This is a genomic window from Rhodococcus wratislaviensis (assembly GCF_041228765.1).
Taxonomy (GTDB): Bacteria; Actinomycetota; Actinomycetes; order Mycobacteriales; family Mycobacteriaceae; genus Rhodococcus_F; species Rhodococcus_F wratislaviensis.
The window spans coordinates 4548600-4570249 of sequence record NZ_CP150488.1 but is presented as its reverse complement, the minus strand read 5'-3'; the positions used below and the strand labels follow the sequence as shown (position 1 = coordinate 4570249).

The window sequence follows — 21650 nt, the reverse complement described above, 5'->3', positions numbered from 1 at the left end:
GAGTATGGTCTGTGTCGCTATTTTATGTCAATGATCTCCGTGTTCCCTGCTCCGCAGACCGAAGCGCCGAGCAGGAGAGGCGACCGGGCCGGTGGACGGGTCTCACCGGCCCGGACGGGTCAGAGCGACCGCCACTCCCGGCCGGTCCGGCTGAGGATCCGTTCCGCCGACTCGGGGCCGGCAGAGCCGGACGGATAGTCGTCCGGGCGACCGAAGCCTGCCCAGTGCTCGAGGAGAGGATCGATGACACGCCAGGAGCATTCGACCTCCTCACGGCGAGGGAAGAGTGTGGCGTCGCCGCGCAACACGTCACAGATCAGCCGCTCGTAGGCCTCCGGCGCCGGGTCGAACACCGACCGGAAGTCCATCCCCAGGCTGACCGGCTGGATATGCATACCGCCACCGGGGCGTTTGGCACCGATGTGCAGTTCGATTCCGTCGTCCGGTTGGACCCGGAACACGAGCACGTTCGAGACCGCCGCCGCCCGGGCAGCCGGTGAACCGTGGGCCGGGGGTATGAGCGTCACCGCGATCTCGGCGGTCCGCCGTGCCAGGCGTTTGCCGGTGCGGATGAAGAACGGCACGCCGGCCCACCGGCGGGTCGCGATGCCGACCGTCAGGGCCGCGAAGGTCTCCGTCGCCGAGTCGGCGGGGAATCCTGCCTCGTCAGCCAAACCCGGTACGGGAACGCCGTTCTCCACGCCCGCACCATATTGGCCGCGGGCCGATGTCTCGGCGAGCGGTCCGAGGAGCTCGGTGGCGGAGAGGACCTTGATCTTCTCGGCGGCGATGCTGTCGGCGTCGAATGCGACCGGTTCTTCCATCGCGATCAACGCCAACAGTTGCAGCAGGTGATTCTGGATGACATCACGAGCGGCACCCACGCCGTCGTAGTACCCGGCACGGCCCGACACTCCGACACTCTCGGCCATCGTGATCTGCACATGGTCGATGTGCCGGTTGTTCCACAACGGCTCGAACATCCCGTTCGCGAACCGCAGCGCGAGGATGTTCTGCACCGTCTCCTTCCCCAGATAGTGGTCGATGCGGTAGATCGACGACGGCGGAAACACTCTTTCCAGCGCGACACCGAGGGCCTGCGAACTGGCGAGATCGTGCCCGAACGGCTTCTCCACCACCACCCGGCGCCAACCGTGCGCACTCCGATTCAGCCCGCAGATCGCGAGCTGGTCACACACCGACGCAAAAGAGGACGGCGGAACTGACAGGTAGAACACGTAATTGCCGGGCTTACCGCGACGGACGTCGAGCTCGCCCAGCCGGGCGGCGAGTCCGGCGAACGCCGCGGTGTCGTCGAACGATCCCTGCACGAAGTGGATACGCTCGGTGAGCGCCGCCCACACCGCAGGGTCGAATGGTGTGCGCGCGTGCGCAATCACCGCCTCGCGCAGCCGGGTTTCGACGTCTGTGCTGTCGCGGGCGAATCCGACGAGATCGAAGTCCGGTGGCAGCTGACTACCGTGCGCGAGGTCGTAGATTGCCGGGACCAACTTCTTGCGGGCGAGATCACCGGTGATCCCGAAGATCACCATCGACGCCGGTTCGGCGACGAGCCCGGTGTTGCCGATCGACGCCTCACCGACTCGGCCGCCCGAGCCGGCTGTCAGCGGGTCCCTCTCCTGCACTTCAGACACGGTCACTTCTGTTGCACTCCGTCTTTCGCTCCACCACACGCGCACTCGGACAATGCGTCGGATACCAGTGTCGACGGCGCGGCGATGCAATGCACTCGGCCGAGCGGCCAGTGACAGCTCCCCTTCCGGTCAGGTGAGACGGCCCCGAAACCCCCGTAGACATAGAACTCGGCACGATATTGGAAATCGAAGGTGGAACGGTGACGATGAAGCTGGGATTGGTCGGTCTGGGCCGCATGGGCCTGAACATGCGCGAGCGGCTGCGCGAACGCGGACTCGAGGCGATCGGATACGACCCGCACACCGCTGCCCGCGACGTGGACAGCCTCGAATCGTTGGTCGAGTCGCTTCCGGCGCCGCGGTCGGTGTGGGTGATGGTGCCTGCGGGTGCGACGACCCGTGAGGTCATCGGGCAGCTCTCCCGCCTGCTCGCACCCGGCGACCTCGTCGTCGACGGTGGCAACTCCCGGTTCACCGACGACACGATCAACGCGGACGTCCTCGCCGGACTGGGCATCCGCTACGTCGACTGCGGCGTCTCCGGTGGGATATGGGGACGACAGAATGGTTACGCGCTGATGGCCGGCGGCGACGCCGCCGACATCGACCGGTTGATGCCGGTCTTCGACGCGCTGCGACCGGACGGTGACCGTGAGGACTCGTTCGTCCACGCCGGCCCGGTCGGCGCCGGCCACTACGCGAAGATGGTGCACAACGGCATCGAGTACGGGCTGATGCAGGCCTACGCCGAGGGGTACGAACTGCTCGCCGCCGAGGACTCGATCGCGGACGTGCCCGCCGTCCTGCGTGCCTGGTCGAAGGGCACAGTCGTGCGGTCCTGGTTGCTCGATCTTCTGGTGCAGGCCTTGTCCGAGGATCCCGGCTTGTCGTCCCTGTCCGGCTTCACAGAGGATTCCGGTGAAGGCCGCTGGACCGTAGAAGAAGCCATCGCACACGCGGTCCCCGCGCCGGTGATCTCCGCCGCACTGTTCGCGCGGTTCGCCTCCCGACAACACGATTCGCCCGCCATGAAAGCCGTATCGGCGCTGCGCAACCAGTTCGGTGGGCACGCCGTCCGACGTGCCGAACCCGCCGGAATCGCCTGAACAGTGGCGAACTCGGACCCACCTGCCCGGCAATTCACCGATTCGTGTCCTCGCGGCGGCCGACCGCGGACGGCGGCATTCCGAACTCACGGCTGAAGGCGAAGGAGAACGCTGCGGGAGATGCGTAACCGAGGGTCGAGGCGACCCGAGTCACTGGCTGCGAGCGCAGCAGCGGGATGGCCGCCAGCAACCGGGCCCGCAGGCGCCAGGCCGCCGGACTGATCCCGACCTCGCGTAGGAATCGCCGGGTGAAGGCACGTTCGCTCATCGCCACTCGGCCTGCCCACTCGGCATTCGTCACGCCGACCTCCGGCTTGCCGAGATAGGCACGACACAACGCGACCAGGTCCGCCGACGCGGGCAGAGTCAGGTGCAGGGGCAGCGACCTGAGAGTTGCCAGCTCGAACAGCAGCAGTGCCGCGATGGCACCCTCGCGACCGTCGCGGTCGTACTCGGCGGGTAGGTCGGCGGCGACGAGCAGCATTTCGCGGAGCAGCGATGACACCTCGACCACCACGCACTCCGTGGGCCACCACGGCACCGCACCCGGTTCGATGTAGAGACTGCTCGTACTCACACCGATCATCCGCACCCGATGCCGTGTGGCCGGCGGAATCATGACACCCTGCGCGGTGGGAACCGTCCAGGTGCCGCTGCCGGTCTCGACAACCATTGTTCCTGTAGCGCCGTACAGGAACTGGGCACGACGGTGTTCGTGCCAGTCCAGCACGAAGCCGGCCGGATAGTCGGTCGCGATCGGCAGCACGTCCCGATCGACACCGTCGACCTCGCTGAGCGGGACATTCCTCACGACACCAACCTACCGGCTGACTATCGAACGAAATCGTCTGACATTCGATTGTCGCCACCTCACCGATACGGTGAACTGGTTCGAGTGAATATGTTCGTGCTCGTTCTCATCGGCCTCCTCACCGGGTTGACCACGGTCCTGTTCGGTTTCGGGGGTGGGTTCGTGACCGTACCGGTCGTCCTCTGGGCAGGAGCAGGGCTCGGTGACTCTGCCGCTCAGGTCGCGGTCGCAACCTCGGCGGCGGTGATGGTGGTCAATGCTGCGGTCGCCACCTCCGCTACATCCCGGACCATTCTGCGCCACCTGCGTGACTCGCGTTGCCTCCTGGCGCTTCTCGGACTCGGAGGTATCGCGGGCGCGTTGCTCGCTCGGCTCGTCCCCGGTGCAATCATCCAGTGGGGGTTCGTCACCTATCTTTTCGGGACGATCATTGATGTCATTCTGCGCCCGGGATTCTTCCGTCCGACGGCGCGCCGCACAATCGACTCTCGGCAAGAGTTCGCCATACCGACCTCGCTCGGGCTACCGATCGGCGCGAGCGCAGCTTTCCTCGGCGTCGGCGGCAGTGTCATGACAGTGCCTCTCCTGCGCCGCGCCGGACTGGGGATGGGTGTCGCTACCGCCCTCGCCAACCCGATGACCCTCGCCATCAGCGCGCCGGCGGCCCTGACCTTTCTCGCCGACAGCGGTCCCGGATCCCCGGCCGGGGCCGCCCTGGTCGGCTCCGTCGACGTGGGCGCGGCCCTGGCACTGCTCCTCGGCGCACTCCCGGTGATCGTCACGCTGAGGCGGCGTCCACCCCGCCTTCCCGACCGTGTCCACGCAGTCAGTTACGTGCTACTCCTCGTCGCGGTCACCATGACCACTGTGCTTGCAGCGCTTCGGTAACCGCAAGAACGTCGTACCGATTCGGCATGTTCAAGGCCACGCACATGGTCATGGCGATACCCGCGTGCGTGACTGGGGACTCGCGTCTCGGTATAGGGGCCGACAGCGTTTGCATACGGTGTGCGGTGTCTGGGCCTTCACCACCTTCGAGGTCACTCTGCTCGACATCGAGCGCACCGGTCCGAGGGTCGTGACGATTACGACGATGGGTCTGGGTCGTTCATGAACGCACGCATCGGGCACGTTTCGACGACAGTACGTGGCTGTTCGTCGTCCCGATGCTGTTGCCGCTGAACGGCGCCGCCATCTGTGCGCCGACGTCCGTCGACCACGCAGTGACGGAAGCTACCCCGTTCTTCCGGGAGAACCTGGCGGCTCACCCGAACTGAACACCAGCCCGGATCTGTGCAGGACGAACCAAACTACAGCCCTGCTGCGAACGTCCGTCGGTGCCCACGCACAGGCGGACGTTCGAGGCGGCATCGATATCCACTCAGGCCGCCGATCATGGTGTCGTCGCGGTCGGTCACCCTCCAAATCGCCCTGGCCTCACACGTGACGGGGGTGGAGAAGTTGACGAAGTTGCCGTCGGGGTCAGGGAACAACAGCGTTTAGTTGCCCCACGCATCGTTGTCGATCAGCGAGTGTAGATCGACTTCAAGGTGACGTACGCGCTCAGGCCCTCCGGTCCGAGTTCGCGGCCGAGTCCGCTGGCTTTGACCCCGCCGAATGGGGCTCCGATGTCGAGGTCGAAGAAGTTCACTCCGACGCTGCCGGTCTCGATACGGCGAGCAAGTTCGAGGCCCCTGTCCCGATCGGATGTCCAGATAGTGCCGCCCAGTCCGTAGTCGGAATCGTTGGCGATCGCGACCGCATCGTCGACGTCCCCGTACGGCAGGACGGTCAGGACAGGGCCGAAGATCTCCTCACGCGCAACGGTTGCCGAATTGTCGAGGTCTGCGAAGACTGTCGGTTCGACGAACCATCCACGATCCAGGTGTTCAGGCCGGCCGCCACCCGCGACGACGGTTGCGCCCTCCCGTTTACCGGTTTCTATGTACGCCTCGACAATGCGGCGCTGGCGTTCGGAGACTAGTGGCCCGACCCGGGTGGCGGGGTCGGTCGGGTCACCGACCGTCAGCGACGACGCGAGGTGCGCGACTGCTTCGACGGTTTCGCGGTAGCGGGACCGGGGCGCAAGAATCCGGGAGGACAGGTAGCACGTCTGCCCATTGTTGAGCAGGCTCGCCCACGACAACCCGCGCGCGACGCTCACCAGATCGGCATCGTCGAGGACGATGGCCGCGCTCTTACCGCCCAGTTCGAGGGTGACCGGCCGCAAAAGGCGACCACACGTCTCTCCGATCGCCCGTCCGGCAGCAGTGGACCCGGTGAAGGCGACCTTGTCCACACCGGTGTGGCCGACGAGGTAGGCCCCGATCTCGCGGCCACCTGTCACGATGTTCAGCACCCCTGCCGGTAGTCCGGCCTCCTCCGCGGCGTCCGCAAGCTGGAACGCGTCGAGCACAGTCTCCGGGGCGGGCTTGACGACCACGGTGCAGCCTGCCGCAAGCGCCGGGGCCACCTTGAACATGGTGAGCGACTGCGGAAAGTTCCACGGAATGATCGCGGCGACAACACCGATCGGCTCGCGGCGCACGATCGTCGTGGACCGGCCATTTGCTGAGGTCCGCGGAGTCTCGACCGGAATCTTCTCGGCAAGATCGGCGTAGTACCGCAGCGTCGCGGCGGGTCCACTGCCCTCCGCGGCCAACGAAATCGCCGAGGGCATACCGTTCTCGTCGGTCACCACCGCAGCCGTTTCCTCTCGTCGCCGGTCGAGCGCATCGGCGAATCGACGGAGAGCGGCTGCGCGATCGACAGGTTCCAGCGCGCCCCACTGGGTTGCACGCAGCGCCCCGCGCGCGGCGGCGACGGCCGCGTCGACTTCTGCGGCCGTGCTGTCTGGCGCGGAACCGACCGGTTGCTCGGTGGTCGGCGAAATCACCGTGATGGTGTCGGAGGTCGACGGGGTGTGCCAGCGGCCGTCGATGAACAGCTGCGAGCGGGTGTACTTCATGCGGGTCCTCAATCGGTCGTACGTCAGTCGGGTCAGGAATTCGGAAGCAGAACCGGTTTGATGGTGGTGCCACTGACGGCGTCTGCTTCGGCGGCGGCGATATCAGCGAGTGGGTAGGTGCGGATGAGCCGGTCGAATGGGAACCGGCCCTGTCGCCACAGGTCGATCAACCGAGGCAGAAACAATTGCGGGACGGCGTCACCCTCGAGGATGCCCATCACGTTCTTGCCGGCGGCCAGGGCCGCCGGTGCGAGGACGAGCTCGCGTGTGGCCGCGCCGACGAGACCGACGGTCCCAGTGGGCCGGAGGCTGTCGATCGCCGACGCGATGACCTGCGGGACTCCTGTCGTGTCCAGGGCCGCGTGGACGCCGCCGCCGGTCAGCTTCCGGATCTGGCGGGCCACGTCATCCGCTGCCCCCTCGATCACGTCCGTTGCGCCGAGTTCGAGGGCGAGGTCGAGTCGGTTCGCGTGCAGGTCGACCGCAACGATCCGGGAGGCGCCGGCAACCCGGGCGGCCATTATCGCCGACAGACCCACCGCTCCGGCACCGAAGACGGCGAACGTCGTGCCCGGGCCCACCTTCAGGGCGATCAGCGCGGAACCGGCGCCGGTCTGGATCCCGCATCCCAGTGGGCCCAGCAGATGCAGCGGTAGATCCTTGTCGACAACTACGACGTTGCGGGCACTGACGACCGCGTGGGTGGCCAGGGAGGACTGACCGAACCACCGTGACGCAAGGGCGTTGCCGTTCAGGTCGGTGAGCGGGCCGGGCCCATCGGGGCCGCGGCCGGACAGATTGCGGGCGAAGAAGGCGAAACAGTACGCCGGGTGCCCACCCACGCAGTTTTCGCACTGCCCGCAGGAATCGAACGACAACAGAACATGATCGCCGACCTCGATGCCGGTGACGCCGGCGCCGACTTCCTCGACGACTCCGGCCCCCTCGTGGCCGACCACGATCGGCGGCTGGGCGAGGAACGACGGGTCTCTGGGCAGGACGTCGGTGTGACAGAACCCGACACCGGCGATGCGAACCCGTAGTTGGCCGCCGGTCGGGTCGGCCAATTCCACCGTCTCGATCTCGAACGGTGCGTCGTGGTGACGCAGCACTGCGGCTTCGATGCGCATCGGAAGGCTCCCTCTGTTCGGTGCGTAACCAGAACGTACAGCTGACCGCCTGTACGGTCAATAGCCGTTGACGAGCTCGCTAGACCAGGTCCATGCGCTTCGATATCGTGCGGGACTACGAGGACGCGATCGAGCACCTCCTCAACGCCTTCACCACGCGGGACGACGCCCAGGGGATCGCCGGCGCGAGACCCTCCCCCATCGTCATCACGGCACCCGCTGCCGCTGTCACGTAAAGCAGTTGAGCAACAATGTGATTCGTAGTTCGTCGAACATGTGCTCATCACTTATCGACCACCGGGGCGCTACCCTGCCCCACCACGTGCTGCACGTCTCATTATGCGAGCAGTTCTGCAACCGCCTCGATCGAGGAGTAACCGAGGCCCTGAAGTAGCAGCGTTTTGACCGCAGTCTTCTCCCATCGAACGAGGTCTTCTTTGATCTTGTCTCGTGATCCGACGAGGGCGACATCCTCGACCATGGCCAAGGGCACCGATGCTATTGCTTCGAACTTGTGCCCATCCAGGTAAAGGCGCTGAATGCGTGCGCATTCCGCTTCGTAACCCATGCGCACGAACACTTGATTGTGAAAGTTGGCTTCCTGGGCGCCCATTCCACCGACGTAGAGCGCGATGTTGGGCCTGATCGCGTCGGCTGCCTTCTCGATGTCGTCGTCGATGACAATGGGGACCGTGGCGGCGATGTCGAAATCGTCGAGAGATCGGCGGGCTTCGGGTTTCGAGAATCCTTCCTTCAGCGCTGCTCGATAGAAGTCGTCCATTCGGGGCGAGTAGAAAATCGGCAGCCACCCGTCGGCTATCTCGGCGGCGAGTGCGATGTTCTTTGGCCCCTCGGCCCCGAGATAGATCGGGATCTCGGTACGAATGGGGTGGATCATGGACCGAAGTGACTTTCCGAGGCCGGAGCCACCTTGCAGTGGGAGTTGGTAGAACGAACCGTCGTGACTCACGGGTTCGTCTCGTCGCACGAACTTACGGACGAGTTCGACGTATTCTCTTGTGCGAGCGAGCGGTCGGGGATACGGCTGCCCGTACCATCCCTCGACGACCTGTGGCCCTGAGACGCCCAAACCCAGGATGAAGCGGCCCCGAGACAGGTGGTCCAGTGTCATCGCCGCCATGGCAGTCGCCGCTGGGGTCCGTGCCGACATTTGCAGGATGTTGGTGCCCAACCTGACCGTGCGGGTCGAGGCGCCGTACCATGCCAAGGGGGTCAAGCAGTCGGATCCGTAGGTCTCGGCAGTCCAGACCGAGTCGTAGCCGAGACTCTCCGCAAGGGAGAAGGCCGCTCGTTCGTCGTCCGAGGGCGCGGTAGACCAATAGCCCAGGTGAAATCCCAATTTCATTGTTTGCGTCCCTAACTTCGTCGTCATTGGTGTGTTTCGTTGTCGAGGTATGCGGATCCGGTGGTGGTGTCTACCGAGACGGGGGAAGCACGCTGCCGCTCGCGCGGACAGTCCGCAGGTCTTTGACCGCCAGTTCGTCGGCGTCGTAGCTCCGGCGCAGGTCCTTCTTGTCGAGTTTGCCGACGCTGGTCTTGGGGAGGGCGTCGACGAAGGCCCATCGTTCGGGGAGCCACCAGCGTGCGACCTTGCCGTCGAGGAAGGCGAGAAGTTCGGGTGCGGTGGCGGTCGCGCCGTGGGCCAGTTTGACACAGACGACAGGGCGTTCCTCCCATTTCGGGTCGGGAACACCGATGACCGCGACCTCGGCGACGGCGTCGTGCTCGAGCAGTGCGTTCTCGAGTTCGACCGTCGAGATCCATTCCCCGCCGCTCTTGATTCCGTCTTTGAGCCGGTCCTTGAGCTGGATCCATCCGCCCTCGTGGAGGACGCCGAGGTCGCCGGTGCGCAACCAGCCGTCGTCGAACTTGTCGGGGGTATCGGCACGGAAATAGCTGCCCGCGATCGTCGCGCCGCGCAACTGGACTTCTCCGATGGATTCGCCGTCCCAGGGCAGTTCGTCGCCCGTTTCGCTGACGATGCGCGCCTGCACTCCCGGGACGATTCGCCCCGTCAGGCTCGCCCACTGCGCGGCCTTTGCGTCGGGGGTGTTGCGGGGTGGTCGGGAGAAGGTGAGCAGCGGGCTGGTCTCGGTCATGCCCCACCCTTGCGTCAACGCGACGCCGTGGTGGGTAGCCATGCTCCGTACCAGCGCGGCCGAGAGCGGGGAGCCGCCGGCCACAGCGAGCCGCAGGCTGGTGAAGTCGGCTGCGTTCGTGCGGGCGTACTCGTCGAGTCCGGTCCACAGTGTCGGCACGGCGGCAGCCGCGGTGGATCGCAGTTCGGTGATGATGCGCGCCAGGTGTTCGATCTGGAGGTACCGGTCGTTGAGGATGATGTCGGCCCCGCTGGTCCAGGCGGCGTGCGGCCAGCCCCAGGCGTTGGCGTGGAACATCGGCACGATCGGCAGCACCCGGTCGGCGTCGGAAAACCCGAAGGCGCTGCCGGTGGAGATCTGCAGGCTGTGCAGGTAGATCGAACGATGACTGTAGGCAACGCCTTTCGGGTCACCGGTAGTGCCAGTGGTGTAACACAACGCGGCGGCGCTTCGCTCGTCCAACGTAGGCCAGCGGAAATCGGTGTCGGGGGCGAGAACGTCGTCGAAGTGGTGTACCTGCACACCGGCTGGCACGGTCAGTTCCGCTTCGGCTTCGCCGGCGATGATGACGTGCTCGACGGTGGGCAACCGATCGATCATCCGTTGGAGCTGGGGCACCAGGTCGGCGTCGACGAGGATCACCTTGTCGGCGCCGTGGTTGGCGATGAAGACGATCTGATCGTCGTGCAGCCGCAGGTTCAGTGTGTGTAGCACCGCCCCCATTCCCGGTACCGCGAAATAGGCCGCCAGGTGGGCGGGACTGTTCCAGCAGAGTGTGGCGACCACGTCGTCGGTTCGTACACCGAGGCGGCGCAACCCCGCGGCCAGGGCGCTCACGGTGGTCCCGAACTCTCGGAACGAGGTGCGCTGCACCCGTCCGCCCTGATAGTGCAGAACCGCACTGTCGGGGTGTGTGCGGAGGCCGTGCAGGAACAGGTCCGACACGAGGAGATCGACATCTTGCATTGTGCTGTGCATGGCAGGTCCGTCCTGGCTGGTGGGGAGGTTCGTCACGTTCCGCTGCCCGTCGGCGAGGCCTTTCAGCCCGCCTGTCTTGACCCGTGGACAGCTGCTCTCTACTCTAGACCGTACGTACGGTCAGTCAAGATGGTTGCTGATCCTCGACAGACCACTTTCCCTTCCTGAAAACCCCGAGAAGGACAACGCCATGACGTTATCGGCACTGCACACCGACCTGGGAAGCCCGGACGCATACTCCGACGGAGTTCCGCACCAGGTCTTCGCCGAGCTTCGCCGCCGCGAACCGATGGCCTGGATCGAGGAGCCGGCCGGTGACGGCTTCGACGGAGGTCCGGGATTCTGGGCGGTCACCCGGTACGAGGACGTCATGACGGTCTCGAAGAATCCGGACGTCTTCTCCTCCCACAAGGGCGCGTCGTTCCTGCGCGATCAGCGGCCCCAGGATCTGGCGGCCCTGCAGCAGATGATGCTCAACCTCGACCCCCCGGACCACTCCCAGATGCGATCGATCGTCAGCAAGGTCTTCACTCCGAAGATGGTGCGCGGCATGGTCGGGAGCATCACCGCCCACGCTCAGGCGATCGTCGACGCCCTGCCCGACAACGGCGAGATCGACCTCGTCGAACACGTCTCGGCGGAGATGCCGCTGCGGGTGCTCGCCGACGTCCTCGGCGTGCCCTCGGAGGATCGCCACCTGCTCTACGACTGGACCAATCGCATGGTCGGACTCGACGACCCCTCCTACGGAGGGCGTGAGGCTTTCCTTTCTGCGTTCATCGAGATGTTCAAGTATTCCAGCGCGCAGACCAAGGCGAAGCGCGCCGAACCCGGCTCCGATGTGTGGTCCCTGATCGTCAACGCTGAAGTCGATGGTGCACGCCTGTCGACCGAAGAGCTCAACCGCTTCTTCCAACTGCTGGTCATTGCCGGAAACGAAACGACCCGCAATCTGCTGACCGGCTTCGTCCTTACTTTGAGTGAGCACCCGGACGAGCGCAGCAAACTGGCTGCCGACCCGGCGTTGCTGCCGAAGGCGATCGAGGAGGTGCTCCGATTCCACTCCCCGGTCATCCAGTTCCGGCGCACCGTGACCCGGGAGACCGAACTCGGCGGCAAACGGCTGCAGGAAGGGCAGAAGGTCGTGATGTTCTACGTCTCGGCCAACCGGGACGAAGCCCAGTTCGAGGCACCGGACGAATTCCGCGTCGACCGCGGGGCCGCCAATCATGTCGCTTTCGGCGCCGGCACCCACTTCTGCCTGGGCAACAGCCTCGCCCGACTCGAGGCGAAGGTCCTCCTGGAAACCCTGTTCGCGCGGTTCCCGGACTGGCGGGTCACCGGTCCCCCGGACCGATTCCGATCGAACTTCATCAACGGAATCAAGAAACTGCCCGTCCACCTCCGAAAGGCCACGTCATGAAAATCTGCGTCGACCGCACCAAGTGCACCGGTCTCGGTATCTGCGAATCCCTCGCCCCGGACATCTTCGAGATCGACGATGCCGGCGCGCTGTTGCTGCTGCGCGAGGACGCCGATGACGGTGTCATCGACGACGTCCGCGCCGCCATCGAAGGGTGCCCGACCGAGGCACTCACGCTCGTCGAGGACTGAGACCATGCCCGAACAGAATCTCGTGGTAGTCGGGGCGTCATTGGCGGGTCTGCGCGCCGCCGAAACCGCCCGCAGGGCCGGATTCACCGGAACGGTGACCCTCGTCGGTGCCGAGCCACACCTGCCCTACGACCGCCCCCCGCTGTCGAAGGCCTACCTCGACCCGGCGCCGACGCCCCCGGACACCACCTTCCGGGCCCGTGAGGTCTTCGGCGATGCCGGGATCGACCTCCGGCTCGGAACCGTGGCGACACGGCTCGATCCTGCGCACAAGGCGATTCACACCTCGCAGGGCGCGCTGCCCTACGACCTCGCCGTGATCGCGACCGGGTCGACCGCGCGCCGACTTCCGGGTGCCACCGGATTGGCGGGCGTCGAGACACTGCGCACCCTCGACGACGCGGTCGCCGTCCGCGCCGCCCTGGACAATCGAGCGAAGACAGTGGTGGTCGGGGCCGGCTTCATCGGCTCCGAGGTGGCCTCGGGCGCACGGAAACGCGGACTGGACGTCACTGTCCTGGAGGCGTTGCCTGTCCCGCTGGTCCGCGCCATCGGCGCGGAGATGGGGCAGGCCTGCGCCGAACTGCACCGCCGCAACGGAACGGATCTGCGCTGCGGTGTCGGGGTGGAGGCCGTCCTCGGTGACGGCCGGGTCGAGGCGGTGCAACTGTCGGACGGGTCCACGGTCGAGGCCGACCTGGTCGTGGTCGGGATCGGCGCGGATCCGGCCACCGACTGGCTCATCTCGTCGGGTATCACGCTCGATCGGGGCATCGTGTGCGACGAAAACCTGGCCACTTCCCTGCCTGGGGTCTACGCCGCGGGCGACGTCGCGCGCTGGCACAATCCGCTGTTCGACACCGCGATGCGGCTCGAGCACTGGACCAGCGCCGCCGAACAGGCCGCCTCGGCCGTCCGCAACGCGCTCGACCCGATGACCGCGAAACCGTACAGCACGGTGCCGTATTTCTGGTCCGACTGGTACGACACGAGGATACAATTCGTCGGCATACCGGACGCGGACGAAATCCTCACTGTCACGGGAGATCTGGGCAGCGAGTCGTTCGTGGCGTTGTATCGCCGCGGCGACCGGGTGGTCGGCGCCTTGGCACTGAATCACCAGACCCACATCATGAAATACCGTGCCCAGATTGCCAAGGGCGCCAGTTGGGAACAAGCACTCGACTACGCGCGAATTCGCGGTGCGAAGGATGCCGCGCTCAGCCCGACGGTTCGCTGACTGCTCGGACGCAGCAGCGCATCGGGAAAGCTCAAAGGAACAGAGGGTTTATGCCAGAGCGCAACGCAGCCATCGTCGGTTACGGACTCACCGAGGTGGGCAAGGTCTTCGGGCGAACAGCACGCGGATTCGCCACGGACGCAGTCCGGTTGGCCGTGGCCGACGCAGGGGTGTCCCTCGGTGAGGTCGACGGACTGCTGGTCAACGCCCGAGCCCGTACCGATCTCAATCTGTCCCTCGCCCGCACCCTGGGACTGCAGAATCTGCGGATGCTCAGCGAGGTCAACGCTTTCGGTGCCTCCGCCGCGATCATGGTCGCCCAGGCCTCGAAGGCTGTTCTCGCCGGAGAGGCAGAGACGGTGGTGTGCGTGTTCGCCGACGACCCCAGGAAGGAGAACACCGGCGGCTCGGACGCGTACCGAGCCAGCTCGCTGACCGCGACCGGCTTTCGAAGCGCCGAGACCGCGGCCGGATTCACCAGCGTAAACCACCGTTACGCGCTCGCGGCCCGCCGCTACATGGACCACTACGGGGTCGCTTCGTCACAACTCGGTGCCGTCGCGGTATCCCAGCGCGCGTGGGCTCTCGACAACCCCGTAGCCCAGATGCGCAGCCCGCTGACCCTCGACGACTATCACCGCTCACGCTGGGTCGTCGACCCCCTGCACCTGCTCGACTGCTGCCTGGTCTCCAACGGCGGTGCGGCGGTCGTGGTCACCACCCCCGAACGAGCACGGGATCTGCCCACCACGCCGGTCTACGTGCGGGGGTGGGGTCAAGCCCATCCCGGCTACGTTCTCGAACGAGGAACCGAATTCGGTCTGGTCACCGGAGCCGCCGTCTCCGGCCCCGCCGCACTGAAGATGGCCGGGATGACCGTCGACGACATCGATCTGCGGGAAATCTACGACTGCTACACCTACACCCTGCTCGTCACCCTCGAGGATTACGGCTTTTGCGGCAAGGGCGAGGCCGGGGAACTTGCCGCCAGCGGCGCACTCGCCCCGGGCGGCGCCCTGCCCACCAACACCGGCGGCGGACAGCTGTCCTCCTTCTACCTCTGGGGCATGACCCCCCTTGTCGAGGCGCTCACCCAGCTGCGCGGCGAGGCCGGGGCTCGGCAGGTCGCCCAGCACGGCACGGCGATCGTGAGCGGCAACGGCGGCATTCTCGACCACCACGGCACACTGGTGCTCGCCACCGCAGCGGCCTGAATTTCGCCGGCACACGGACAGACAGGAGAACGAAATGACCATTCCCGCGACCCGAGACGACGCCTCGGCACCATACTTCGGCGGCCTCACCCGGGGCCGGCTGATGCTCCGCTCCTGCACACGATGCGGGCATGTCAGCCGCCCCGACACGATCAGTTGCCCGTCATGTCGCAGCGACGATCTCAGGTGGATCGACTCGTCCGGGCAGGGCGCAGTAGTAACCACCATCGTCGATCCCACAGGCCCGACCGTCCTTGCCTTGGTCGAACTCACCGAAGGACCCTGGATCGCCAGCCGCATCCTGCGCGCCGAGACCGCCCGCGACGCCCCGGCAGGCACTCCGGTATGCCTCGCGGTCCTCGACACCGGCCGCGGCGAGCCGATCCCCGCATTCGTCCGCGCCCAGTGACCAGTCCGAAACCAGAGTCGCCTGCGGACGCTTAGACTGTCTCCGGATCAGTACGCGAACGAGGTGGAGGTAGACGATGGCGAAGGCCGGTACCCGGCTGGCCGGGAAAGCCAACGACATCCTCGAGGTCTTCACCCACAACGTCGCCCAATTCGGCTACGACGGGACGAACCTGAGCGACATCGCCAACGAGTTGTCGATCTCGAAGGGCACCATCGTCCACCATTACGGAACCAAGGACCGCCTCCTCGCGGCCCTACACGAGTCCTACATGCGCCGACGCCTCACCGAAGCGAAACTGCTGATCAGCACGCTCGACCACCCCGAACAACAACTTGCCGGCCTACTGTTCGCTTTCATCCTCTATCAGGAACACGACCGGGACGCCACCATCGCCTTCCAGCGCGAGGTCATGCGCCTGTCCGCGCTCGACAGCGAGGCCGAGGGCGTCAGTCTGCGCACCGAGTACATCGGGCTGGTGCGGGCCGTGATCAGCGACGGCGTCGCGGCCGGCCGGTTCCGGCAGACGGATCTGCAGGTGCAGTCGCTGCTGATGTTCGGGTCCGCCCAGTGGGCGTACACCTGGTTCGATCCGAACGGCGACGAGACCGCGGAGGAAGTGGGCGCCGCTCTGGTCGATCTCGTCCTCGGCAGCCTTCTGGTCCGGCGAACCAATCTGGCGGCGTTGGCGGATCCGCACGGGACGGCGGCGCAAGCCGCGCGTCAATGCCTGCTGGACCCAACCCAGGGCGGCCTCGCGGCGTCCTAGACCAAAACCGGCCCCGTCGACGGGGCCGGTCGCCGTCATTCCACCCCGCGGATTTCTCACCGACAACCCTGGCGCTGGTACCCAGTGGGGATATCGGCAGTGTGCAACAGGCAAACGGACTCTCCCTATTCGGTTGCGCTGCAACGCCAGTGAGCATCGTACCCGAGACGCTCCGTGACCATATCGCGATAGCGCGCTCAGCCGTTTCCGTCACCCTGCCTAGTCAGGCCGCAGAAGAATTCCCCCGCTCCGCGTCAGCCCTTGTGCTCCACGTCACCCTCTGCTTTACTGACCGTGCGTACGGTCAACATTTGCGTTGGCCAGCCTGAAAAAATCCCATCGAGAGGTGCCTGATGGCTTCACCCATCCTTCATGTCTTCGACCCGATCACCCACTGGACATCGCAGGATCCCGACCGCATCGCGATCCGGTTCCAGGACCAGTCGTGGACATGGCAACAATTGTCCGAACGCGTACGCCGCAACGCCGCCGCGCAGCTCGCGCTCGGACTTGCGGCCGGGGACCGGGTTGCGTTCCTCGACAAGAATCACCCCGCCAGCCTCGAAACCACCCTCGGGTGCGCGGTCGCCGGAACGGTCAACGCGGTACTGAACTTCCGCCTCGCTCCGTCGGAATTGACATACGTCATCAACGACTGCCGCGCGGAATTGCTGATCCTCGGCGCCGAGTTCACCGAAGTTGTGGATTCGATTCGGGCCGACCTTGAATACGTGCGCACGATCGTCGTGCTCGGCGGCGAACACGACGAGTACGCGTCCTGGCTCGATTCTGCACCGTCCGACGTACCCGCACGTGCCGCCGACGCCACCGACTGCTTCCTGCAGCTGTACACCTCCGGTACCACTGGACACCCCAAGGGTGCGATGCTGACGCACCGATCGGTGGGCGCGCACAGCGAATCGGCCAGCACCGCATTCGGATTCGAGCGCGACAGCGTGAACATGGTGGCGATGCCGCTGTTCCATGTCGGCGGGACCAGTTGGGCGCTCGCGGCCATGTCGCAGGGTGCGGAAACGATCCTCGTCCGCGACGTAGTTCCTGCCCTGGTCTTGAAACAGATCACCGACCAGTCGGTCACTCACGCGTTCTTCGTCCCCGCCGTCATCAGGTTCCTGCTTCAAATCCCCGGTGTGGGCGCACAAGACCTGGCATCGCTGCGCTGCCTGGGGTACGGCGGATCCCCGATGCCCGAAGCTCTGCTGAGGGAGGCGATGAACACCTTCGGCGTCGACTTCTATCAGGTTTACGGCATGACGGAGGCCTCTGGCGTGTTCTGCGTGCTCCCCCCGGCCGATCACCGCGATCCTGCACATCCTGAGCGCCTGCACGCAGCCGGGCAGCCGGTCGACGGCGTCGAAGTTCGTGTGGTGGACCCGGTGACCGGAGACGAGGTGCCCGACGGCACGGTCGGTGAATTCCAGATCCGCGGACCGCAGGTGATGTCGGGGTACTGGCATCGAGATGCAGACACCACCACATGCTTCGAGGGTGAGTGGTTCAAGACCGGCGACGCCGGCCGACGCGATGCCGACGGCTACTTCTATGTCGAGGATCGGGTCAAGGACGTCATCATCTCGGGCGGAGAGAACGTCTATCCCGCCGAGGTCGAGCGGGTAATAAGCGAATACCCGGACGTCGCGGAGGTCGCCGTCATCGGCATTCCCGACGACAAATGGGGTGAGTCCGTCCGAGCCGTCGTGGTCGCCCGAAGCGGCAGTGAGATCGACACGGACAAACTCCTCGAGTTCTGTGCCCAGCACCTGGCCGGCTACAAACGGCCGCGCAGCATCGAAATCATTCCGACCCTTCCCCGGAACGCAACCGGCAAGATCCTCAAACGCGACCTTCGCGCACCCTATTGGGCCGGTCGTAGCCGCGCGTTGTAAGCCCACGGCGATCGCTCCGAACCATTGCATTGTCTCTCGGCCACACGCGGGGCCGGTGGCGATTCAGTTGGTGACCACACCAGCGAGCGAAGTCACGTTGCTGTCCCTTCATGCCGCCCCTGGTGGTGCTCGTAAGTCTGAGCTGCCGGGTACTCCCACCGGTGCCTGGACGGAGTTCTCAGCGTGCCGCGGCGAAGGCGTACACCTCGAGGATGGTTTTGCCTGCTCGCAGTTCGTCGAGGATGCGTTTCTCGTCGGAAACGCGTGCATCCGAGCGATCGAGGACGTCGGTGACGTGTTCGAGCGGGATGGCCACGACACCGTCCGCGTCTCCGACGACGAGATCCCCCGTGGTGATCCGAACCCCGCCCACGGTGATCGGCACCCCGAGACCGCCCTGATAGTCCTTGCGGGTGCCGACGATCGAGATCCCGCGAGAGAATACGGGGAAGTCGATGCCGGCGAGTTCGACGGTGTCCCGGACGCCACCGTCGATGATCAGTCCCAGCAGCCCGCGCTGCTGGGCGGCGACGGCGAGAACCTCGCCCCAGTGGCCGTGTTGCGCGCCACCGAGATCGGCGACCAGAACGTGGCCTACGGGGGCGGCGGCCACCGCGTTGTGCAGGGCCAGGTTGTCCCCGCCGGCGCCTTGGACTGTGTATGCCGGACCGGCGACGCGGGCGCCGGTCCACGCGGGGCGGATGGCGGGATCGAGAGCGATATTCAGCTGGGAGGCTTCGTAAATGGTGGCAGTGGAGTGATCGCGGGCGTGGTCGGTCATGGTTGCTTCCTGTGAGCGAGAGCGAAAGCGCTGTCGCGTTGTTGTGGTGGCTGCCTTCCGGCCGAGCCGGCGATGATCGGTCCAGATCGGCACGGCCGGAACTATTCCGTGCCACTTGGCCTGTCTGGTGTCGCCATCATCCTTCGCGTCCGGCCAGGCGCGCATCACGCATGGCGTCGGGTAGGGCGGTGCCCGATCGCAGATCTTCGGCGATGGACTCCTCCCGGGCGGCGATGCCCTCCGCCACCTCGAGTACCATCTCAGCATGTGCGCGGGGAACGAACGCCACGCCGGTTTCGTCGGCGATCACGATGTCTCCCTGCGATACTCGAACACCGGCGACGGTGATCGGCTGCCCTGCGGACTGTTGCTGGATTCGGCCGCGTGCGGTAGCTGGGATTCCACCGCGCGCGAAAACAGGGAATCCGAGTGCACGCGCCTCACCGATGTCGCGGCAGCTACCGTCGGCGATGGCGGCGCGTACGCCCCGCAGGCTGGCACCAAGGCTGAGCAGCCCGCCCCAACATGACACATCGGTGCGGCCGTCGTTGGCGACCACGATGATCTCGTCCGCACCCGCGGTGGCCACCGCAGTGGTGGCGATGTGGGCACCGCTCGGTCCCGGCGCGTAGGGCTCCAGTTGCACGGTCGAGGCGAAACCGACCACCTTGGGATGCCCCCATACCGGTGCGATGCCCCCGATCCCGCTGGGCAATCCCTGACTGTCGAGAGCGTCGCTCACAGCGGCGCTGTCCAACTTCGCGAAGGCATTCAAGAGCACCGGGTCACTCATCTGCTTCTCCCGTTGTGAACCTGGTCTTTGAGTGCTGAGAGCCTGCGATGGTGGTCATTTGTCCTTCTCCGTGCCGGCTGTCTGCAGGGCGTGATACCCGAAGCGAGTTCGTGCGGCGACGAGCGTGGCGCCGTCCCGTACCGCTTTAACGATCTGCGCTTCGGCGGATTCGATGTGCTCGGCGATGGTGGCGACTTCCTCGGCGTACTCGATCGGGACGATCACGACACCGTCCTCGTCACCGCACACGAGGTCGCCGGGCCGAATCGTGACGCCGCCGATCGTGAGCGGTTGCTGGATCGCCGCCAGGCGTACGCGGTCTTTCCCGGTGCGCATGAACTTTCCAGCGCTCCACATCGGATAGCCGGTCGCATACACCGCCGCGGTGTCGCGACACACGCCGTGAATCACGGTGCCACCGATGCCGCGTGCCAAGGCGATCCCTGTCATGATGCCGCCCCACACCGTGCAGTCGGTGCGGCCGTCGTTGTCGATGACGACGACGGCCCCGGCGGGAACGTCGTCGAGGAAGTCGCCGACGGAGCCACCTTGCTCACCGATAGGAGCGTAGGCGACGGTGTAGGCGGGTCCGCAGCTACGAGATGCTTGCTGAAGCGGGCCGATGCCGTGCAAGGATCCGGGGAGCCCCAGCTTGTCGAGGGCGTCGGAAAGCGCCGCTGTCGGCAGCGCCGCGAGCCGTGAACCGAGAGCGGTGGGGGTGGGGGTGGGCATGCGCGCTGTCCTGTTCTCTCGGTGGAACCGAGCGGCCGATCGAAAGATCGGAACTCGTCGTCGTCATCTCCCAGTGGACCCCGTCGAGTGCGAACACTGAAGGTCCAATCCGCTCCAACTGTGAGACGGTCAACGTCTGACTGCACGTCATGCCCGCACGCACTGTTTCGCCCAGTCGCGAATTCTTTTGCTCCACCGGAAAAGTTGCACTACCGGGACGCGAGGAACAGGCATCCCGAACGGGTAGGGCGATTGCGGGCAAGGGCTCCGGTCGCCGCGGGTGATGACTCCCGGATCGACCCAGCGAAACCGCTGTCAGATATCGCCAACGCACTCGCCGGCCACCTCGACCAGGCGGCTGATGAGAGGACCGTCGTCTTCGAGTCGTACCACGATGGACAGGCCGGATGTCGGAACCGAGACAGCGAGGGGCCGATAGGTCAAGCCTCGTTCGTGCCGCACGGCGGCCTTGGGGGCCAGGCACACTCCGAGGCCGCATCGAACGATATCCAGTTGCGAGGGAATCGTTCGTGCTTCGTGTACGAGGTCTGGGGTGAAGCCGGCCGAATGACACGCGGCGATGACATCATCGTGGAGAAACGGCGACGAGGATCTCGAGATCCAGGCCCATGGAGAGTCCCGCAGGGCGCTGAGCGGGATGTGATCGTCTCGGTCAACGTAATCGCGCTCGGTACCTGCTGGAATGACCGCAACGAATTCGTCCGAGGTGAGTTTCCGGATGCGCAAACGAGGATCGGTGTGAACTCCCCGCACGAAGGCCGCATCACACTCCCGCATGAAGACAGCCGCAGCAGCGTAGGCACTGTCGAGTTCCTTCACCTTCAACTCCACCTCGGGAAGCTCGCGGCGATACCGCGCGACGATCGCCGGAAGGAGGTCGGCCAAGGCCAGAGACCCGGCCGCGATCCGCAACCGCCCTACTCTGCCGGAGGCAGCGAACTCGGCCGTTTCCTCGGCTCGGCGCGCTGCGGTCACCAGGTCGTAGCAGCGTTCGAGGACGATACGCCCAGTATCGGTCAAGGCCACCGACCTGCGAGTGCGCACCAGGAGAACAACCCCCAACTGCGCTTCGAGGGACTTGATCGCCTGACTGAGCGGAGACTGCGACATATGCAGCCGCTCCGCTGCCCGGCCGAAATGCAACTCTTCCGCCACGGCGATGAAGTACCGGGCTTGACGTACTTCGAGCACGCGAACCTCCCGATGATGACAACAATCGTGCAGTAAGACGCCGAGCATCTCACAGTCGGATCAGATCAGACCTTCAGTTCGACCCTCCGCGATGATTGACTGAGCCTCGACGGACCGAATGTCACACCACATCTCGGCCGAGGAGTGCGGTCAGATGACTGTTCTGCAGGCGGCAGGTCTTCGCGGCTACCGCCCGGTTGGGCGAGCGTCT

Annotated in this window: 20 protein-coding genes; 10 read left to right on the top strand and 10 right to left on the bottom strand. The window is 65.7% G+C overall.

Annotation, left to right across the window (positions count from 1 at the left end):
• Positions 1 to 119: 119 nt before the first annotated feature.
• The gene (gene zwf / locus WKC72_RS21100; protein WP_370178923.1) at positions 120 to 1661 is read right to left on the bottom strand and encodes a glucose-6-phosphate dehydrogenase; all 1542 of its coding nucleotides are present in this window, start codon (positions 1659 to 1661) and stop codon (positions 120 to 122) included.
• Positions 1662 to 1861: 200 nt separating this feature from the next.
• Between zwf and gnd the strand changes: the two genes are divergently transcribed.
• On the top strand, positions 1862 to 2761 hold the full coding sequence (gene gnd, locus WKC72_RS21095) for a phosphogluconate dehydrogenase (NAD(+)-dependent, decarboxylating) (RefSeq protein WP_370184438.1): 900 nt from the start codon (positions 1862 to 1864) through the stop codon (positions 2759 to 2761).
• Positions 2762 to 2795: 34 nt separating this feature from the next.
• Here the strand turns inward: gnd and WKC72_RS21090 are convergent, their stop codons facing one another.
• Positions 2796 to 3572, bottom strand: coding sequence for a helix-turn-helix domain-containing protein (locus WKC72_RS21090; protein WP_268790390.1), 777 nt, complete (start codon positions 3570 to 3572; stop codon positions 2796 to 2798).
• Positions 3573 to 3662: 90 nt separating this feature from the next.
• Between WKC72_RS21090 and WKC72_RS21085 the strand changes: the two genes are divergently transcribed.
• Positions 3663 to 4460 carry a TSUP family transporter gene (locus WKC72_RS21085; protein ID WP_370184435.1) on the top strand — a complete coding sequence of 266 codons (798 nt, stop codon included), beginning with the start codon at positions 3663 to 3665 and terminating at the stop codon, positions 4458 to 4460.
• Between the two features lie 637 nt (positions 4461 to 5097).
• Here WKC72_RS21085 and WKC72_RS21080 read toward each other — a convergent pair.
• Positions 5098 to 6540, bottom strand: a complete 1443-nt coding sequence (locus WKC72_RS21080) for an aldehyde dehydrogenase (RefSeq protein ID WP_370178920.1) — start codon at positions 6538 to 6540, stop codon at positions 5098 to 5100.
• A gap of 32 nt (positions 6541 to 6572) precedes the next feature.
• Entirely contained in the window at positions 6573 to 7670 is a 1098-nt protein-coding gene (locus WKC72_RS21075; protein WP_370178918.1) for an NAD(P)-dependent alcohol dehydrogenase, read from the bottom strand.
• Positions 7671 to 7762: 92 nt separating this feature from the next.
• Here WKC72_RS21075 and WKC72_RS21070 point away from each other — a divergent pair, with 92 nt between their 5' ends.
• Positions 7763 to 7906 carry a hypothetical protein gene (locus WKC72_RS21070; RefSeq protein WP_370178916.1) on the top strand — a complete coding sequence of 48 codons (144 nt, stop codon included), beginning with the start codon at positions 7763 to 7765 and terminating at the stop codon, positions 7904 to 7906.
• Between the two features lie 101 nt (positions 7907 to 8007).
• Here the strand turns inward: WKC72_RS21070 and WKC72_RS21065 are convergent, their stop codons facing one another.
• On the bottom strand, positions 8008 to 9036 hold the full coding sequence (locus WKC72_RS21065) for an LLM class F420-dependent oxidoreductase (protein ID WP_370184433.1): 1029 nt from the start codon (positions 9034 to 9036) through the stop codon (positions 8008 to 8010).
• 70 nt (positions 9037 to 9106) lie between these two features.
• Positions 9107 to 10768, bottom strand: coding sequence for a fatty acid--CoA ligase (locus WKC72_RS21060; protein ID WP_370178914.1), 1662 nt, complete (start codon positions 10766 to 10768; stop codon positions 9107 to 9109).
• A gap of 190 nt (positions 10769 to 10958) precedes the next feature.
• Here WKC72_RS21060 and WKC72_RS21055 point away from each other — a divergent pair, with 190 nt between their 5' ends.
• The 7 genes from WKC72_RS21055 to WKC72_RS21025 all read left to right on the top strand — a co-directional run bounded on the left by WKC72_RS21055 (position 10959) and on the right by WKC72_RS21025 (position 17921).
• Positions 10959 to 12191 carry a cytochrome P450 gene (locus WKC72_RS21055; protein ID WP_370178912.1) on the top strand — a complete coding sequence of 411 codons (1233 nt, stop codon included), beginning with the start codon at positions 10959 to 10961 and terminating at the stop codon, positions 12189 to 12191.
• On the top strand, positions 12188 to 12382 hold the full coding sequence (locus WKC72_RS21050) for a ferredoxin (protein ID WP_370178910.1): 195 nt from the start codon (positions 12188 to 12190) through the stop codon (positions 12380 to 12382). The genes WKC72_RS21055 and WKC72_RS21050 overlap by 4 nt, the downstream gene beginning before the upstream one ends.
• Before the next feature lie 4 nt (positions 12383 to 12386).
• Positions 12387 to 13622: an NAD(P)/FAD-dependent oxidoreductase gene (locus WKC72_RS21045; RefSeq protein WP_370178908.1), complete on the top strand. Its 1236-nt coding sequence runs from the start codon at positions 12387 to 12389 to the stop codon at positions 13620 to 13622.
• Between the two features lie 50 nt (positions 13623 to 13672).
• Positions 13673 to 14836: a thiolase family protein gene (locus tag WKC72_RS21040; RefSeq protein ID WP_370178906.1), complete on the top strand. Its 1164-nt coding sequence runs from the start codon at positions 13673 to 13675 to the stop codon at positions 14834 to 14836.
• Between the two features lie 34 nt (positions 14837 to 14870).
• The gene (locus WKC72_RS21035; protein WP_370178904.1) at positions 14871 to 15245 is read left to right on the top strand and encodes a Zn-ribbon domain-containing OB-fold protein; all 375 of its coding nucleotides are present in this window, start codon (positions 14871 to 14873) and stop codon (positions 15243 to 15245) included.
• A 76-nt stretch (positions 15246 to 15321) separates the two neighbouring features.
• Complete coding sequence (locus WKC72_RS21030) at positions 15322 to 16014, top strand: TetR/AcrR family transcriptional regulator (RefSeq protein WP_370178902.1); 693 nt, start codon at positions 15322 to 15324, stop codon at positions 16012 to 16014.
• Positions 16015 to 16367: 353 nt separating this feature from the next.
• Entirely contained in the window at positions 16368 to 17921 is a 1554-nt protein-coding gene (locus tag WKC72_RS21025; RefSeq protein ID WP_370178900.1) for a long-chain-fatty-acid--CoA ligase, read from the top strand.
• Positions 17922 to 18099: 178 nt separating this feature from the next.
• On the opposite strand, the gene WKC72_RS21020 is transcribed toward WKC72_RS21025, so the two are convergent.
• The 4 genes from WKC72_RS21020 to WKC72_RS21005 form a co-directional block, all read right to left on the bottom strand.
• Positions 18100 to 18702: an RraA family protein gene (locus tag WKC72_RS21020; protein WP_370178898.1), complete on the bottom strand. Its 603-nt coding sequence runs from the start codon at positions 18700 to 18702 to the stop codon at positions 18100 to 18102.
• A gap of 136 nt (positions 18703 to 18838) precedes the next feature.
• Complete coding sequence (locus tag WKC72_RS21015) at positions 18839 to 19495, bottom strand: RraA family protein (RefSeq protein WP_370178896.1); 657 nt, start codon at positions 19493 to 19495, stop codon at positions 18839 to 18841.
• A gap of 54 nt (positions 19496 to 19549) precedes the next feature.
• Positions 19550 to 20227: an RraA family protein gene (locus tag WKC72_RS21010; protein WP_370178893.1), complete on the bottom strand. Its 678-nt coding sequence runs from the start codon at positions 20225 to 20227 to the stop codon at positions 19550 to 19552.
• Positions 20228 to 20542: 315 nt separating this feature from the next.
• The gene (locus tag WKC72_RS21005) at positions 20543 to 21439 is read right to left on the bottom strand and encodes a LysR substrate-binding domain-containing protein (protein WP_370178891.1); all 897 of its coding nucleotides are present in this window, start codon (positions 21437 to 21439) and stop codon (positions 20543 to 20545) included.
• Positions 21440 to 21650 lie beyond the last annotated feature (211 nt).